The sequence below is a fragment of the Kitasatospora sp. NPDC101235 genome, from assembly GCF_044767505.1.
Lineage (GTDB): Bacteria > Actinomycetota > Actinomycetes > Streptomycetales > Streptomycetaceae > Kitasatospora.
In genome coordinates this window covers 241,309-258,501 of record NZ_JBIWNZ010000006.1, presented here as the reverse complement: position 1 = coordinate 258,501, position 17,193 = coordinate 241,309, and the positions used below count along the sequence as shown (strand labels likewise).

11 protein-coding genes and 1 pseudogene are annotated in these 17,193 nt (G+C 72.5%); 9 read left to right on the top strand and 3 right to left on the bottom strand.

The genetic code is table 11. From position 1 onward, the window contains the following. Positions 1-354 precede the first annotated feature (354 nt). From ACIRRH_RS13230 to ACIRRH_RS13205, 6 genes are all read left to right on the top strand, one after another. Entirely contained in the window at positions 355-582 is a 228-nt protein-coding gene (locus ACIRRH_RS13230) for a hypothetical protein (protein WP_393026035.1), read from the top strand. After that, the gene (locus ACIRRH_RS13225; RefSeq protein ID WP_403066080.1) at positions 560-1,078 is read left to right on the top strand and encodes a DUF6879 family protein; all 519 of its coding nucleotides are present in this window, start codon (positions 560-562) and stop codon (positions 1,076-1,078) included. The genes ACIRRH_RS13230 and ACIRRH_RS13225 overlap by 23 nt, the downstream gene beginning before the upstream one ends. Beyond that, on the top strand, positions 1,075-1,926 hold the full coding sequence (locus tag ACIRRH_RS13220) for a helix-turn-helix domain-containing protein (protein ID WP_403066279.1): 852 nt from the start codon (positions 1,075-1,077) through the stop codon (positions 1,924-1,926). The genes ACIRRH_RS13225 and ACIRRH_RS13220 overlap by 4 nt, the downstream gene beginning before the upstream one ends. A 461-nt stretch (positions 1,927-2,387) precedes the next feature. Beyond that, positions 2,388-2,627 (top strand): hypothetical protein, encoded by a 240-nt coding sequence (locus ACIRRH_RS13215; protein WP_403066078.1) that lies wholly within the window; start codon positions 2,388-2,390, stop codon positions 2,625-2,627. 114 nt (positions 2,628-2,741) lie between these two features. Next, entirely contained in the window at positions 2,742-3,668 is a 927-nt protein-coding gene (locus ACIRRH_RS13210; protein WP_403066076.1) for a hypothetical protein, read from the top strand. 36 nt (positions 3,669-3,704) lie between these two features. Beyond that, positions 3,705-4,970, top strand: coding sequence for a hypothetical protein (locus ACIRRH_RS13205; RefSeq protein ID WP_403066075.1), 1,266 nt, complete (start codon positions 3,705-3,707; stop codon positions 4,968-4,970). A gap of 136 nt (positions 4,971-5,106) precedes the next feature. Here the strand turns inward: ACIRRH_RS13205 and ACIRRH_RS13200 are convergent, their stop codons facing one another. Beyond that, entirely contained in the window at positions 5,107-6,276 is a 1,170-nt protein-coding gene (locus ACIRRH_RS13200; protein ID WP_403066073.1) for a mechanosensitive ion channel family protein, read from the bottom strand. A 495-nt stretch (positions 6,277-6,771) separates the two neighbouring features. On the opposite strand from ACIRRH_RS13200, the pseudogene ACIRRH_RS13195 reads away from it, so the two are divergent. After that, positions 6,772-7,281, top strand: a pseudogene (locus ACIRRH_RS13195) (HNH endonuclease); the annotation flags it as partial. Positions 7,282-7,522: 241 nt separating this feature from the next. On the opposite strand, the gene ACIRRH_RS13190 reads toward ACIRRH_RS13195, so the two are convergent. Then, on the bottom strand, positions 7,523-11,473 hold the full coding sequence (locus ACIRRH_RS13190) for a beta-N-acetylglucosaminidase domain-containing protein (protein ID WP_403066071.1): 3,951 nt from the start codon (positions 11,471-11,473) through the stop codon (positions 7,523-7,525). A 393-nt stretch (positions 11,474-11,866) separates the two neighbouring features. Here ACIRRH_RS13190 and malQ point away from each other — a divergent pair, with 393 nt between their 5' ends. Both malQ and ACIRRH_RS13180 read left to right on the top strand, forming a co-directional pair. Further along, positions 11,867-13,987 (top strand): 4-alpha-glucanotransferase, encoded by a 2,121-nt coding sequence (gene malQ / locus ACIRRH_RS13185; RefSeq protein ID WP_403066069.1) that lies wholly within the window; start codon positions 11,867-11,869, stop codon positions 13,985-13,987. Positions 13,988-14,130: 143 nt separating this feature from the next. Beyond that, the gene (locus ACIRRH_RS13180) at positions 14,131-14,358 is read left to right on the top strand and encodes a hypothetical protein (RefSeq protein WP_403066067.1); all 228 of its coding nucleotides are present in this window, start codon (positions 14,131-14,133) and stop codon (positions 14,356-14,358) included. Between the two features lie 119 nt (positions 14,359-14,477). Here ACIRRH_RS13180 and pepN read toward each other — a convergent pair whose 3' ends face one another. Then, complete coding sequence (gene pepN / locus ACIRRH_RS13175; RefSeq protein WP_403066065.1) at positions 14,478-17,057, bottom strand: aminopeptidase N; 2,580 nt, start codon at positions 17,055-17,057, stop codon at positions 14,478-14,480. Positions 17,058-17,193 lie beyond the last annotated feature (136 nt).

Here is a 17,193-nt window from a genome sequence, read left to right as displayed (position 1 = left end):
GACCGAGAAGCGATGGGGGAACTGCCGAACTTCTGGGCCGGAACGGATGACAGCGAGCAAGCGAGCTTGCCGCGCCGCTGCAAGGCCGCTGGGCACACACCCAAGGCTTCGCAGACTATGCAGGCCCCTCGAATGAGTCTGGACCGCAAGACCGACATGGATCCGAAGCTGTGAGCGTAGTTGTAGAACCAGCTGCTGGCGTTCACTCACCTGGGGTAGGGCAGTGGGTTGACGGCCAAGTGGTCGTCGTAGCGGAAGGCCAGAGCAAGTTCGAGCAAGTTCATGGTGCGAGTGGCGACTTGTACGGCAAGATCGTTCAAGGCGATCGACTCCGACCCGCTTAGGAGGCCCACCATGGCACTGCACAAGCTCGGACAAGACCCCAACAGCCCCGAGGGCAAGTCGCCGACGGTCTACTTCGACGACGTGACGGGCAACTACATCCTCCAGGGCTGGAAGGTGCTCGACCCGGAACGTCTCGCGCAGATGGACATCCCCGGGCACGAGACCGTGATCGAATTCCCCAAGCGCATGATGCAGTTCTTCCCGGAGGTGAACGGTGGCAGCAGTCCCATCGCTTGAGGATCTGCTGCGGACCTGCACCCGCTCAGCTCTCCACCTGGAGATGCGCGACGGATACATGCGGGACGACCCGCTGTTCCTCCGTTGGCTCAGCGGACAGCGCGACGACCCTGCCGACCGCCCGGCGTGGTGGAGCCCCTGGTTGCAGCTCATCGAGGAAGCCACGAGCCGCGGGGTTGAGGTGCGGCGCGCGCGGGTCGTCTCGGAACCGGTGAGCGAGTACATCCGGTTCGAGCACGAAATCACGTTCCGGAACGTCGCCTCCGGTGAGCAGGTCAGATGGCTTTCCCGTCGGCAGGCGACTGGCCTGGCGCTTCCGGGCAACGACTTCTGGCTGATCGACGGACAGCTTCTCCTGGTCCACCACTTCAGCGGTGACGGCAACTTCGTGGACGACGAGGTCACCACCGATCCGCAGACCGTGAAGCTCTGCGCCTCCGCCTTCGAGGCCGTCTGGGAACGGGCGGTCCCGCACGAGGACTTCCGGCTGCGCTGACCGTGTCCGCGTCGTCCAGCGTTCAGCAAGCCAAGCAGGCCCTCGGCCAGCGTCTGCGCGACATCCGGCGAGACTCCGGACTCAGCGCGCGGGCGCTGGCCGAAGCTGCTGGGTGGCATGAATCGAAGTGCTCCAAGATCCAGAGCGGCCGGGTGATGCCATCGGAGGCCGACCTCCATGCCTGGACGGCCATCTGCGGGGTCCCGGATCAGGCAGCAGACCTCATCGCGACGGCCCGGAACATCGAGGGAATGTACGTCGAGTGGCGGCGCCTTGAGCGCGCCGGCCTCAAACGGGCTCAGGAGTCCGTGCGCCCCCTTTTCGAGCGCACGCGGCGATTCCGGATGTACCAGTCGTGGGTCATTCCCGGTCTGCTCCAGACAGCGGCCTACACGCGCGAAGTGCTGAGCACGATCGTTTCCTTGCGCAGCACTCCCGACGATGTTGACGCCGCTGTTGCCGTGCGAATGGAGCGGCAGAAGGTGTTGCAGATGGGAGACCACCGGTTCGCCATCCTGATCGAGGAGTGGGTGCTGCGGACCGTCATCGGCACTCCGGACATCCTGGTCGGTCAGCTCGGCCATCTCATCACCGTCGGCTCCCTCCCGTCGGTGAGTCTTGGGGTGATTCCCCTTGGCTCCACCAGGGGCGCCGGCTGGCCGGTTGAGTCCTTCACCATCTACGACGATGCGCAGGTGAACGTCGAGCTCGTCTCCGCCCACCTCACCATCACCCAGCCGGCCGAGATTTCCGAGTACGGCCAGGCATTCTCCGAGCTGGCCAGCATCGCTGTCTACGGTGCCGAGGCAAGATCGCTCATCACTGGAGCCATCAACGCGCTCGGGTGAATGCGAGCAAGCTCAAGCAAGTTCGTCGACTGCGCATCCCGCTGCTCCCTACCGTCTCTACATGTCACCAGATGCCCTGAGACGGAGGGAGCGGCGCCATTTGCCCCTGTCACAACTGCGTTGCCCGCAGAGGGGTCGAGTGAGGCTGGTGCAGGCTGACGGTCTTCGACGGCTCGTGGACGACGGCCGGGATGCTTACCGGGAGGCTGCCGAACAAGCGGCTCGCGGGGTCCTCGCCCCCGGCCGGTCGCTGTCGCTTGCACGCTCTCGCTGCTCGTCCTCATAGCGCTGGCAACAGCGCTGATCGCCTCCGGCCGCTACTGGCCGACACCCGCGCCTTCGGGCGCCCCACAAGCCCCCGGCCTGTCGGAAAGGGCCTTCTTCCGGGCCGGACCGCACCACCCCGCAAGACTGCTCGCCCGGGTGCGGGCGAGCAGAGGCCAACCCGATTGGAGAGGTACATGAGCACCGTCACCATCGAGCCGGACCCGGAGGTCACCAACCTGACCCGCCGCCTGGACCACTCGGTCCCGGACGGCGACTTCGCCCCGGAGGTGGGCGTTGAGTCCCTGACCCGTCGCCTGGACCACTCGGTCCCGGACGGCGACTTCGCCCCGGAGGTGGGCGTTGAGTCCCTGACCCGTCGCCTGGACCACTCCGTCCCCGACGGTGACTTCGCCCCGGTGGGTGCCGAGGTCTGACCGTAGTCCCCGACTGATGCCGGTCAGTTGACGGCATGGGCGGGTCGGCGCGGGTGACCCATCCGAGCCGACCCGCCGCTCGGCGTCGCACACCCCAACCAAGGAGAGTCCGCATTGAAGACCGTCATCGCCCCCTGCGTCCCTGCCGGCTCCTTCTTCGACCTCGATCGGAAGGATCCGGTGCTGACCCGGCTCCGCGAGGAGGGCGCCGAGCTGGCTTTGCCGTTCGCCCTGATGGAGCGCCTGGTGAAGTCGGGCACCCCCTACGCGGAGCACGCCCGTTCTCTTCGCAGTGAATCCGTGACCGTGGCCGGCGCCACCTTCGGCTGGTTCGATGCCGTACTTCACGGCGAGATCGCTGACGAGATCAACCTGATGGACTACGAGATCGTCCAGCACACCGACGAGCGCCGCACGGCGCTGACTCAGGCCCTGGACCGTCTGTCGCTGGTCCACCCCGAGGGGTTCGCCCGCGTGCGCGGGTTCGTTCGGGGGCTGCTGTGGGTGGGCCTCAAGCCGGGCGTCCACACGTCCTCGCTGACCAGCTCCAGCGACCCGGCGCTCCCGTACATCATCACGTTCTCTGACAAGGCGTGCCGCCACATTCCGCCGAACACGGTCAGCGAGCAGCCGTCCCCCCTCTTCCTGGCGGAGAACCTGTTGCACGAAGGCGTGCACCAGTCGATCAGCTTCCACGTCCTCCAGCGCCAGGTATTCGTCGACGGGTACTCGTCCAAGACTTCTCCCAAGATCGAGATCAAGTGGCGGGCCGGGCAAGGAGAGGGCCGCAACCAGTACTGGGAGATCGACAGGGCCTTCCACGCGACCTGCGTGTACAACCAGCTGCTGCGGTTCCGCCAGTCCGAACTGTGCCGTGACGACCTGACGCTCACCGAGCGCGCGAGCTTCCAGAGCGCCTACGACGAGGGCCTGCCGGCCGTCCGGTACCTCATGCGCGAACTCGAACTCCTGCGTGAGCACTTCTCCCCACATGGGGTGGAGCTGCTGGCCGACCTGCGTCACCAGACCGACCAGCTGTAGCGCCACGCTGAGCAGAACCGAACGAGGGAAGGTCCAGTGCTCCAACACCTCATCGCCCAGGACGAGGGCCTGCGTATGGTCCCCACCGACCGGAACGAACTGACCACTGCGGTCGGCCGACTCCACGAGGAACTGCGGGCCCTGCCCGAGGGGGATGACCCCGCGCGTGCTCGGGTTCTGACCAGGTGGATCGGCATCGGCCAGATGTGCCTGGGCCACCACGAGGAGGCCCGCGCGTTCCTCCGGCAGTCGCTCGACTTGGCCGCGGCGATCGGCAACACCCGGGCCGTCGTCGCCACCGGGCTCAACCTCGGCGACGCGCACCGCTACGCCGGTGACGCGCGGACTGCGGACGCGCTCTACCGCAGCGCGCTGAACACCGCGCGAAGCCAGCACCCGGAACTCGTTGACTTCGCGCTTCAGCACACCGGCAAGCACCTGATGGAGCGTGGCGACCTCGCGGGTGCCCAGGCCTGCCTTCAAGAAGCGATGCGGCTGCGGATCGCCAAGGGGAATACCGAGCTGGTCGAGTCCACGCAGGCCGCACTCGACCGGGTCGAGCTGCTGCTTGGCGACGTCGCCGGATCAGCAGCGAACATTGTGGCACCGAGTCAGTGGAGCGGTCAGTGGACCTCATGGCTCCAGTCCCACACCACGGCCAAGACGCCGGCCCGGTGGGCAGAGGGCTTCCCTACTCTCCGGGACGCTGTGCGCGGACTCGCCGCACACCAGCGCGTGCACCCGCGCCACCTGTGTGATCAGTCGTTTCCCGCTGAGCTGATCGCCGCTATGGCAGTGGAGGCCGAGAAGGCCGTCGCCGCCAGCGGATACCTGCACAACGGCAAGTGGAACGCGCCCGTCGGCGACGCCGCGAACCGGTTCGCCGCACGGATCGATCTCGCCGCAGTCGTAGGACGGTCCACCGGTCTGGAAGTCGAGCAGCCACACACCGGCGTTTACATCGGCTACGAGGAAGGGCAGTTCCTCGACTTCCATGTTGACGAGTCCGGCTTCGGTGAGGCCAACCTGATCCTCTGCCTCAAGCACGCTCGCCGCACCGGTGTGCCCACGGTTAGCACCACCGTGTTCATCAACGCCGACGGCTATCTCGAATGCGACCTCGGCGTGGGTGACTGCGTCGTATTCGACGGCGCACTCACGCCGCACGGCCGGACGCCGCTCAGTGTCGGAGAGAGCATCACCCTCATCAGCTTCGGCTTTCGCGCACGTGATCAGGCTCTTCGCATGCTCACGAACCTCCCGCCGGTTCCTCGGAAGGGGAGGTGTGTTCAGCCGATCTGATACGCCCGTCCCGCTCCCCACTGACCGACCAGCGCCCCCGACGGCCTACCTACGGCCTTCGGACAGCGCGAAGCCCCGCCCCCACCGTGCTCGGGTGGGAGCGGGGCCTCGTGGACGGGTCCGGGTCGCCGGACCGCTACGGCTTCGCCGGGTCGTCCGCCCCCTTCGCCGGGATCGGCTCGGTGGCCCGGTAGCGCGGCGAGGCCGGGTCGGCCAGCGCGGACGGTGCGGTCTGCTCGGCGGCCGGCACCGGCGAGGGCGCGATCACCACGCCGGTCGCCCCGGCCGCCGCCGGGAGCTCCTCCTTGACCTTGATCCCGGCCTGGTCGAAGGCCACCTTCAGCCGCTGGCGCAGCGCCCGGGAGACGGAGGCCGCCTTGCCCGGGGCCGTCCGGGCCTCGACCCGCACCACCACCGAGTCCGAGGCGACCGACTCCACGCCCAGGATCGACACCGGGGCCCAGATCAGCTCGTCGTACGGGGCCTCCTTGGCCATCTCCTCGGCCGTCGCCAGGATCAGCTCCTCGACCCGGACCAGGTCCTCCTTGTACCCGACCTGCACGTCCACCGAGGCGGTCGCCCAGCCCTGGCTCATGTTGGCGATCCGCTTCACCTCGCCGTTGCGGATGTACCAGATCTCGCCGTTCGCGCCGCGCAGCTTGGTCACCCGCAGGCCGACCTCCAGCACGGTGCCGGTGGCCACCCCGGTGTCGATCTCGTCGCCGACGCCGTACTGGTCCTCCATGATCATGAAGACCCCGGAGAGGAAGTCGGTGACCAGGTTGCGGGCGCCGAAACCGATCGCCACACCGGCCACACCGGCGCTCGCCAGCAGCGGCGCCAGGTTCACCCCCAGCGCGGAGAGCACCATCAGCGCCGCCGTGCCCAGGATGGAGAAGGAGGCCACGCTGCGCAGCACCGAGCCGATCGCCTCCGAGCGCTGCTGGCGCCGCTCCGGGTTCACCACCCCGGTGTTGGCCAGCAGCCCGCCCAGCCGGCTCTCCTCCTGGTGCTCGGAGGTGCGCGCCATCCGCCCGATCAGCTGGGTGATGAGCTTGCGCACCACGGCCCGCAGCACCAGGGCCAGCACGATGATGAAGACGATCCGCAGCCCGGAGGCCAGCCAGCCCTGCCAGTGGGTGTCGAACCAGCTGGCGGCCTGCCGGGTGGTGTCCGAGACCTCCTGCGCGCTGGTCGGGATCCGCAGGTCGAGCTCGGGCAGCTGCGCGGTGGGGCTGGGGGCCGGCGTCGGGGTGGTGAGCGTCGAGGACGCGTCGGACGGACCGGTGGCACCGGAGCTGAACACGTGCGGACCTTCCTGGCTGGCGTGCGTGGCGGGCCCGCACCGCCGAGGAGCGGCCCGCGGACCGTGAGCGTCAGCCTATCCGCCGCCGGACGCCCGCCGGGACGCGCCGGGAACCTCCCGTGAGGGTGGTCGAGGGCGTACGGAACGTACCGAACGCCCCGTCAACGCACCCGTACGCTCCCCCCGCACCCGGACTCCGAGGCCGTCCGGGCCAGTCGGGGCACTGCTCCGGACGGCCGATCCGTGCCCCCGGAGGGACCCCCGGCAGGGTTCCCGGGGCGGGCCGCACCGCCACCCGGGTGCAACCCGACCTTCCCCCGGGCATACCGGCTATGACCGAGACCACACCCGGAGTTCCCGCAAGGTCCGTTACACAGGAGTGGTGGCGCCGTACAAAGGCGTAAGGCGACACTGGGGGAGATCGCGCACGAGTGGCGCGATCCAACCGCTCGTCCCGGCGCGAGCCACGCGCCGCAGGCGTCCAAGGAGGCATCCGTGCCGCATGTCCTGGTCCTCAACGCGTCCTACGAGCCACTCGGCGTCGTACCGATGCGCCGCGCACTCATCCTGGTCCTCAACCACAAGGCGGTCAGCCTGGAGGACTCGGAAGTCACTCTGCACAGCGCCACCAGCGCCCTTCCGGCGCCGTCCGTCGTCCGACTGACCCGCTTCGTGCGGGTCCCGTTCTGCGGGCCCGTCCCGCTCACCCGCCGGGCGCTGTTCGCCCGCGACCACGGCCGCTGCGTCTACTGCGGGGCCGCCGCCACCAGCGTCGACCACGTCATCCCGCGCAGCCGCGGTGGCCAGCACCGGTGGGACAACGTGGTGGCGGCCTGCCGCCGCTGCAACCACACCAAGGCCGACCGCCACCTCACCGAACTCGGATGGCGGATGAAGCGACCACCCGCGCCGCCCAGCGGCCTGGCCTGGCGCATCATCGGCACCGGGATCAAGGACCCGCGGTGGCGGCCCTACCTGGAGCCCTACGGCGGCGCGGACCAGCTGCGCGCCCCGCAGTGGGGCGAGTACGAGCACCACGACCGCACCGAGCAGCCGGCCCACCCCGTCCCGCTCGGCCGGGCGCACCCCGCCCACCCGGCCCCCGTCCGCCGCGGCGAGCAGCCCGAACCGCTCTCCGCCTGACCCAGCTCCACAAGGGCCCGCCCGTCACACCGTCGGTACGCGCCTCATGGGCCGCCGAGCCCCCCGCACCGGGGAGCCGGCGGCCCGCCGCGTTCCCGGGCCGCTACGGCTTGGTCGCGGCCCCGCCCGTCGCCGGGGGCGCCGCCTGGGTGCCCGGCGCGCCGCCGGGCTGGGCGGTCCGGCCGGCCGGGGGCTGCGGCGTGGCCGGCGTGGTCACGGCGTACAGCTCGACGCCCCACAGCGAGTAGCCGTACTTGGTCGCCCGCGCCACGCCCTGCACCCGGACGTACCGGACCCCGGGCGCGTCGAAGCGCACCGTCTCGTCGCCGCCCTTGCCGTTGTCCACCGTCGCCGCGTCGGTCCAGCTGTTCCCGTCCGCCGAGACCTGGATCCGGTACGAGGCGGCGTACGCGGCCTGCCAGTGCAACACCGCCGCGCCCAGCCGGGTCGCCTGCGGCAGCTCCAGCCGCACCCAGGCGTCGTCCTTGGCCGGCGAGGACCAGCGGGTCTTCGGGTCGCCGTCGGTGACCGCCGAGGCGGGGAAGCCCGCCGTCTCGTCGCCCGAGGAGGTGGCCTTCGCGCCGACCGCCAGGTCCGGACCGCCGGTGGGCGGCACCACGTGCACCTGGAGCACCTGCCGGACGGTGGTGCCGCCGGCCACGAACTGCACCGGCACCCGGTACGTCCCGGACGGCGTCTCCGCGGCGGCGCTGACCAGCAGCGGTACGCCCACCCGGCCGCCGCGCGGCACGCTCACCGGGCCGGCCGGGGTCACGGTCAGGCCCTTGGCGGCGGCCGGCACCTCGGTGCGCAGCTCGCCGGTGGTGCCCTCGGGGCGGCCGGCCTCCACGGTGGCCCGGGTCTGGACCGGTGCGGATGCGCCGGTGACCACGTCCAGGGCCGCGTCGGAGAGGCTGAGCCGGGCCGCCGGGGCGTCCGCGTACCAGGGGATCACCTGGTTGACCACCGGCGGGTCGCCGCCGGGCCGCCAGGTCAGCCGGAACGCGTCGGCGGCCTGCCCGCCGGCCGGCAGCTCGTTGTAGCCGGGCTGCACGGTGCCGATGTCGGCCCAGGTGCCGTCGGCCCGGCGCACCGCGACGGTGGCGGTGGCGCGCACGGCCGGGTCGGTCAGCACGGTGAGCCGGTCCAGCGGACGGGCCGCGCCGAGCTCGACGACGAGCGGCTCGTCCTGCGCGGTCGGCGCCTTGGCGGCCCGGTACGCGGTGTCCGGGTTGCCGTCCAGCACGGCGGCGGCGGAGGAGCCGGGCGCGGCGTCGGGACCGCCGCTGACGCTGGCCGGGGAGTCGTCCGGGGCGGTGACGGTGAACTCGCGCACCGCGACGGCGGTCTTCTGCGCGGCGGTGGCCCGAAGCCGCACCGCCCGCACCACGGTGCCCGGCGGGAGCTGGGCGCTGACCGTCTTCTGGTTCCTGACGGTGGCGAGCTGCTTCCAGCCGCCCTCGCCGGTGGAGTACTCCAGCACGCCGTCGCGGATGTAGTCGTCCGCGGCGGTCCGGGCGTCCGGGCCGTTGCCCCAGCCGCCCATCAGCACCGTCACGCCGCTGACCGGGCGGCCCGCGCCCAGGTCCAGACCGACCGCGTCGCCGGGCTGCGGGGGAGCGGAGCTCCAGTAGAAGGTGTCGGCCAGACCGTCGGCCATCAGCGCCGGCAGGTGGTCCTGCGCGGTGCCCATGGTGCTGGTCGGGGTGACCGCGCCGCCGCCCACGCCCGACCAGTTGTCGGCGGCGCGCACGGCCCGCTCCAGGAACGGGCCGAGCACCCCGGCGCCGACGGTGGCCGGGGCCCGGTCCAGCTGCTCGCGCAGCCGGTTGAGCTCGACCCGGGCCTTCCAGGCCGCCGTGCCGTCGCCGCCGCGCTGCGCCAGCAGCATGTCGAGGGCGGCCTGCCCGGCCAGCCCGTAGTCGCGCAGCGGGCCCAGCCAGGGCGCGGCCTCGCCGGCCAGCTGGGTGGTGGCCGGGGTGCCGGCCAGGGTCTGCTGGGCGGTGGCCATGGTGGCGAAGGCGTCCCGCAGCGGGGCGGCGGCCTCGACCAGCTTGGCGAGGTCGGGGGCGGCACCGGAGGTGGGCTCGGCGGCCGCCCAGAAGCGCTCCAGTAGCGGCGTCAGATAGCCGGACTCCTGCTTGGACAGCGGCGAGGAGGCGCTGTTCCCGGCCAGCGCGGTGACCGCGGACAGCGCCGTCCCGGCGGGCGTCGGGGCGGCGCCGGTCGGCCCGGCCAGCGAACGCACGGCGGCCTGCCAGGACTCCTCCGGGCGGTACCCGGCCGGGTTCCAGGCGAAGTCGCCGGCCGTCGAGACGGCTATCCGGGAGGCCACCGGCTGCTGCATCGCGCCGGTCAGCAGCGCCGCCGAGCGGGTGGCCACCTCCGGGTCGCGCCCGGTGTAGGCGCCGAGGAAGAGCCGGTCCGGGGTGGCGTCGTTGACCGGGTAGTTGTCCATGGTGAGCAGCGGGTGCCCGTACAGCCCGGCGGTGTCCGAGGCCTGGGCGCCGGTGATCTTCTCCGGGATCACCCCGGCCCCGCTCCAGGCCACCTGCACGCCCTCCGGCAGTGCCGCCGCCAGCGCCTTGCGGTACGGGGTGGAGCCCTGCTGGTGGTACTCGGTCGGGACGACGGACAGCGGCGCCAGGCCCGGGTTCTTCGCGATCAGCCGGTCCTGCACCTTCTTCACCAGCGCGGCCTGCGCCTTGGCGGCCGCGGCCGGCCCGGTGCCGTACTCGTCGCGGTCGTCGCCGCAGTGCCACTCGTCGTAGCTGACGTCCAGGAACTGGAGCTGGAAGGCGGTGAAGCCGAGCTTGCGCAGCCCGTCCAGCTTGTTCACCAGCGCGTCCACGTCCTTGCCGGAGCTGAAGCACAGGGACTGCCCCGGGTCGATCGCGTAGCCGAGCGTGACGTGGTTCTGCCGCGCCCGGAAGCCCAGCTCGCGCAGCTCCTCGGCCTGGGCCTGGGGGTAGGCGTTGCGCCAGCGGGAGAGCCGGTACGGGTCGTCACCGGGGGCGTAGAGGTAGAAGTTCTGCTTGGAGCGGCCCAGGAAGTCGACCTGCTCCAGCCGCTGCTGCGCGGTCCACGGGGTGCCGTAGAAGGCCTCCGCGGTGCCGCGCACCGGCGCGCCGGTCGGCCAGTCCCGCAGCGTGATCCCGGGCAGGCCGAGCCCGGCCGCACCCGGCGCCTGGCCCTGCCCGGCCGGTACGGCGGCCAGCAGCTGACGCAGGCTCTGCGCGGCGTAGAAGGTGCCGGTGGCGTCCACGCCGGCCAGCACCACGGCGCCGTACGTCCCGCCGCCCTGGGCGGGCAGCTGACCGGCCGACAGCACGTACCCTCCGGCCGGCATCCCCGCGGTCGAGGGCGCGGCGCCCTCCTTGCCGCCCGCCGCGGCCGCCAGCTGCCCCAGCACCCGGCCGGTCTGGCCGTCCGCACCCTCGCCGGGCCCGCCGACGTACACCACCAGCGCGCCGGCGGCCGGCGTCCCGCCGTCCGGCTGCGGCGTCACCTCGCCCGCCCCGGCGACCTCCAGCACCTCCCGGACGGCCCGCACCGCGCCGAGGTCCACCTTGGGCGCGGTCACCAGGGTCACCGCGGACGGCACCGCGACGGGCCTGCCCGCCACCGTCTGCTCCTGCGGCTTCGGGAACACCTTCGGGTCCGTCACGCTGCCCAGCGGCGTCTGCGGCGCGGTGCTCACCACGTTCGGCGCCGAGGGCGCCGCGTGCGCCGTCGACGGCAACGAGCCGGCCAGCAGCCCGCCGACCACCGCCGCGGCCGCGACCCCGGCCGCGATCTGCATCGTCCGCCGCCCCGGCCGCCCCGCGGCCCGGTCCGTCCGCTCCTCCCGCACCGACGCCAACAGCGGCTCCGTCCCCTTGAGGTCGGCGATCAGCCGGTCCGCCGCCCGCGGCGCCAGCTGACGGCACGTCCGCGCCGTGGCCCGCCGCGCCACCACCGCCGCAGGGTGCTGCAACACCTCCCGCAACGCCGGACTCTGCTCCAGCTGCGACCGCAGCCGCCGCCCGGCCGCAACGGACACTCGGGCTTGCACAGGAGCCTCCTCGCCAGGCCACGACCACATCGTCCGCAACCCCACCAGCTGGCCAATCCGGTGTCAACGTCGCCGACGGCTATGACTGCCTTGCCCCTATTTGTCGCTCTGCCCGGGCAGCCCGTGGGACTGCCCCGGACCGCCTCCATCACGCGTCGGGCCCGCGCCGTCGATCGGCGGCACGGGTCCTGTCGCCTGCTCAGATCCCGGAGTTCAGAAGTGCGGCGGAGCAGGCGGCACCGCCGAGTTCAGCGAAGGCCGGGTCGATGGACCCGTCGGCCGGAGCACGACACGGACGCCCGGCCCCGTGTCGCGCTGGGTGATCGTGGTGTCACGCGGGTAGGACTGTGGCTGTTCCGACCGGGCGTTGCCGAGACATCGCAGGAGCCGCGAGTGGCCGCTTACCACGACAGTGACGGAGCCGAGCAGGTGCCGGCGCAGGATGCTCCGCCGCCGCCCGCCGAACTGGTGGCGCTGGCGCAGGCGTACGGGGTGGACACCCGGTATCCGGGGCCGGGCGGGCAGGTGGGGGCGCGGACGCTGGTCGCGGTGCTGGCGGCGATGGGGGTGGCGGCCGGGACGTCGCAGGAGGTGGGGGAGGCGCTGGAGCGTCACCGGGCCGAGCAGCAGGCCCGGTTGCTGCCGCCGTGCGTGGTGGTCCGGCAGGGGAGGCGGACGGCGCTGGACGTGCCGGCGGACGCCCGGCTGCGGGTGGAGCTGGAGGACGGGGGGAGTTGGGAGCTGCCGCAGGGGCACTCGCACTGGGTGCCGGGGGACCTCCCGCTGGGGCGCCACGTGCTCACGGCGGAGTGCGGCGACAGGAGGGCGAGGGCCGCGCTGATCGTCGCCCCCGAGCGGCTGCCCCGACTCCCCGGCCGCAGCTGGGGGTTCCTCGCCCAGCTGTACTCCGTGCTGTCCGAGCGCTCCTGGGGCATGGGCGACCTCGGCGACCTCGGCGAGCTGACCCGGTGGGCGGGGGCCGGCCTCGGGGCGGGCTTCGTGCAGATCAATCCGCTGCACCAGGCCCTTCCCGGCGCCCCCTCCGACCCCTCCCCGTACCGCCCGTCCTCGCGCCGCTTCGCCGACCCGGTGCACCTGCGGATCGAGGCCGTCCCCGAGTACGCGTACCTGGACGGCGGGCGGCGCGACCAGGTCGAGGAGCTGGCCCGCCGTGCGGCCCGGCTGCGCGACGAGGTGCTCGTCCACGACGCGCTGATCGACCGGGACGCCGTGTGGCGGCTCAAGCGCGAGGCCCTGGAGCTGCTGCACACGGTGCCGCGCGGCCCCGGCCGCCAGGCCGAGTACGAGGCGTACCGGCGCCGCGAGGGCGAGTGGCTGCGCCGGCACGCGCTGTGGAACGCCCTGGCGGAGGTGCACGGCGCGGACCGGCACCACTGGCCGAAGGGCCTGCGTCACCCGGACGGCCCACAGGTGGAGCAGGCGGAGAAGGAGCTCGGGGAGCGGGTCGAGTTCCACTGCTGGCTCGCCTGGCAGGTCGACCAGCAGCTCGCCCTGGCCCAGCAGGCCGCCCGCGGGGCGGGCATGCCGGTCGGCCTGATCCACGACCTGGCGGTCGGCGTCCACCCGGACGGTGCTGACGCCTGGGCGCTGCAGGACGTGCTGGCCGGCGGGATCTCGGTCGGCGCCCCGCCGGACGCCTTCAACGCCCACGGCCAGGACTGGGGCCTGCCGCCCTGGCGCCCGGACGCGCTCGCCGAGGCCGGCTACGCCCCGTACGCGGAGCTGCTGCGGGCCACCGCCCGGCACGCCGGAGCGGTGCGGATCGACCACGTGATGGGCCTGTTCCGGCTCTGGTGGGTCCCGCAGGGGCATGCCCCGACCGAGGGCGTGTACGTGCGCTACGACGCGGAGGCGATGCTCGGCGTGCTGGCGCTGGAGGCGCACCGGGCCGGGACGGCGGTGATCGGCGAGGACCTCGGCACGGTGGAGCCGGGCGTGCGGGAGGAGCTGGCGGCGCGCGGGGTGCTGGGCACCTCGGTGCTCTGGTTCGAGCGGGACTGGCAGGCCGACGGCGCGATCCTCGGCCCGGACCGGTGGCGGCCGGGCTGCCTGGCCACCCTCACCACCCACGACCTGCCCAGCACCGCCGCCCGGCTCTCCGGTGAGCACGTCGAGCTGCGGCACCGGCTGGGCCTGCTGGCCCGTCCGCTCGGGGAGGAGCAGGAGCAGGCGGCGGCGGAGCTGGCGGACTGGCGGGCCGAGCTGGCGGGGCTGGGGCTGCTCGACGCGGACGAGCCGCTGTCGATGCCCGTGCTGTACCGCTTCCTGCGGGCCACCCCGGCGGAGCTGGTCGGGGTGTGGCTGCCGGACCTGGTCGGCGACCCGCGCCCGCAGAACCTGCCCGGCACCTGGGACCAGTACCCGAACTGGCGCCTCCCGGTCGCCGACGGCGCCGGTGACCCGGTCACCCTCGAACGCCTCGCCGCCGCCCCCGCCGCAGGCCTGCTCGCCCACCTCCTCGCCCCGCCCGGCCCCCGGAACCCCTCCCGCTGACCGGCGGGGGCCCGTGGAAGGCAGACCCCCACCCGGGGGAGCCCGGCGCGCCCAGCCCCCTCCCCGGCCCGCCGCAGGCGCCCCCGCCCGGTCGGGTCGACCCCGACGCGCGCGCCCCCGTAAGCGGCGGGTAAGTTGGAAACGTGGACAAGAGGAACGCTTTGCGAGCCGGCGCGGTCTCCGCAACGGTCACGCTGATGATGCTGCTGTCGTCGCCCGCCATGGCCTTCACCCGGGACGACGGTGACGACCCGGGTTCCGGCCTGAGTGTCGGTGAGACCATCGGCCTGTACGTGGTGGTCCCGCTCGTCGCCTTCGCGATCATCGCCGGTCTGGCCGGTATGCCGTACGGCAAGGGCAAGAAGAAGTAACCGGCGGGCCCGACCGGGCCCGCACGACGTCCATCCGGACGTTCCACGTCCACCAGGACCCGCACGACCCCGAAGGGGCGCCGGACGATCCGGCGCCCCTTCGGGCTGTCCGCGCACCGTCAGCGGGCGCCCGCCGCACGGTCGGCCGCCTGGGCCTTGATCGCGCGCTCGACGCCTGCCCGCGCCTCGACGACCTGGCGCCGCAGCGCCGGCGCCGGCTCGGCCGAGGCCAGCCACGCGTCGGTCGTGTCCAGGGTCTCCTGCGTCACCTGCAGGGCCGGGTACAGCCCGACGATGATCTGCTGCGAGATCTCGTGGCTGCGGGTCTCCCAGACGCCCTTCACCGCCGCGAAGTACTTCGCCGCGTACGGTGCGAGCAGCTCGCGCTGGTCGGACTGCTGGAAGCCGGCGATGACGGCCTCCTGCACATAGTTCGTCAGCTTGTCGGACTCCACCACCGACGCCCAGGCCTCAGCCTTGGCCTCGGCGGTCGGCCGGGCGGCGCGGCAGGTGGCCGCGTGCTCCTGGCCGGCCGCGGTGTTGTCCCGCTCCAGCTCGGCGGCGATGAGGGCCTCGTCGGCCCGGCCGGTGGCGGCGAGCCGGGTGAGCAGGGTCCAGCGCAGCTCGGTGTCCACCGCGAGGCCCTTGATCTCGACCGAGCCGTCCAGCAGCCCGGCGAGCAGGCCCAGCTGACCGTCCGTACGGGCGACCGCGGCGAGGGCGCGGGCCCAGGCCAGCTGGTGGTCGCTGCCGGGCTCGGCGGCGCGCAGGTGTTCCTCCGCGGCGGCGGCCCAGCGGTCGAGGCCCTCCTCGCGCCACGCCGGGTCGACGTAGGCGTCGAGGGCGAGCTTGACCTGGCGGTGCACGGACTGCACCACGCCGATGTCGCTCTCGCGCCCGATGCCGGACAGCGCCAGCGACAGGTAGTCGCGGGCGGCCAGCTCGCCGTCGCGGGTCATGTCCCAGGCGGAGGCCCAGCACAGCGCGCGCGGGAGCGAGTCGGTGAAGCCACCGAGGTGCTCGGTGACGACGGCCATCGAGTCCTCGTCCAGCCGGATCTTGGCGTACGAGAGGTCGTCGTCGTTCAGCAGCACGACGGCCGGGCGGTGCCGGCCGACCAGCTCGGGCACCTCGGTGCGCGGGCCGTTCACGTCCAGCTCGATCCGGTCGGTGCGCACCAGCGCGTCGCCGTTCAGCTCGTACAGGCCGATCGCGATGCGGTGCGGCCGCAGCACGGCCTCGCCCTTGGCGCCGGCGGGCAGCGCGGGGGCCTCCTGGAGCACGGTGAAGGACTCGATCTCGCCGTCGGTGTTGACGGTGACGGCGGGCCGCAGCACGTTGATGCCGGCGGTCTCCAGCCAGGCCTTGGACCAGGCCTTGAGGTCGCGGCCGCTGGCCTCCTCCAGGGCGCCGAGCAGGTCGCTGAGCCGGGTGTTGCCCCAGGCGTGGCGCTTGAAGTAGGCCTGCACGCCCTGGAAGAAGGCGTCCTGGCCGACGTACGCCACCAGCTGCTTGAGCACCGAGGCGCCCTTGGCGTAGGTGATGCCGTCGAAGTTGACCTGGACGTCCTCCAGGTCGTTGATGTCCGCCATGATCGGGTGGGTGGACGGCAGCTGGTCCTGCCGGTACGCCCAGGTCTTCATCTGGTTGGCGAACGTGGTCCAGGAGTGCGGCCACTTGGAGCCGGGGGCCTCGGCCTGGCAGACGGCCTCGGCGAAGGTCGCGAAGGACTCGTTGAGCCAGAGGTCGTTCCACCACTCCATGGTGACGAGGTCGCCGAACCACATGTGGGCGAGCTCGTGCAGGATCGTCGCGGCACGGGCCTCGTACGCGGCGTCGGTGACCTTGGAGCGGAACACGTACTGGTCGCGCAGGGTGACGGCGCCCGCGTTCTCCATCGCGCCGGCGTTGAACTCCGGGACGAAGAGCTGGTCGTACTTGGCGAACGGGTACGGGAAGTCGAACTTCTCCTGGAAGTAGTCGAAGCCCTGCTTGGTGACCTCGAAGACGGCCTCCGGGTCCAGGAACTCGCGCAGCGAGGGCCGGCAGTAGACGCCCAGCGGCACCTTCTGCTCGCCGTTCTCGTAGGTGTCGAAGACCCCGACGTACGGGCCGGCGACGAGCGCGGTGATGTAGCTGGAGATCCGGCCGGTGGGCTCGAACGTCCAGACCTGGGTGTCTCCGTCGCCGACCGGCTCGGGGGTCGGCGAGTTGGAGACCACGACCCAGCCCTTCGGCGCGGTCACGGTGAACGCGAACGCGGCCTTCAGGTCGGGCTGTTCGAAGGTGGCGAAGACCCGGCGGGCGTCCGGTACCTCGAACTGGGTGTACAGGTAGGTCTCGCCGTCGACCGGGTCGACGAACCGGTGCAGGCCCTCACCGGTGTTGGTGTACGCGCAGTTCGCGACGACCCGCAGCTCGTTCTCGGCCGCCAGGCCCGGCAGCGGGATGCGGCTGTCGACGAAGCTCGCCGGGTCGAGCCGCACGCCGTTGAGGGTGATCTCCTCGACGCTCGGGGCGACGAGGTCGATGAAGGTCTCCGCGCCGGGGGTGGTGGCGGTGAACCGGACCACGGTGGTGGACCGGAAGGTACCGCCGTCGCGGGCCGAACCGAGGTCGAGCTCGATGTCGTACGCGTCCACGTGGAGGAGGTCGGCCCGGGTGCGGGCCTCCTCACGGGTCAGGTTTGTGCCGGGCACTCGCTGCACTCCTTTGTCAGACTGATGGTCCGAATCCTCGCACGTCCAACGGACGGGGCGGCCGAATAATCACGGGCGGGGCGGGCCCGGGCGATCAGCCCGTACCCGCCCCGCCCGTGTGGCTCGCGACGAGGGG

Bases quoted from the DNA above. Each gene is read 5' to 3' on its own strand.
- ACIRRH_RS13230 (WP_393026035.1), top strand. From the start codon at position 355: ATGGCACTGCACAAGCTCGGACAAGACCCCAACAGCCCCGAGGGCAAG.
- ACIRRH_RS13215 (WP_403066078.1), top strand. From the start codon at position 2,388: ATGAGCACCGTCACCATCGAGCCGGACCCGGAGGTCACCAACCTGACC.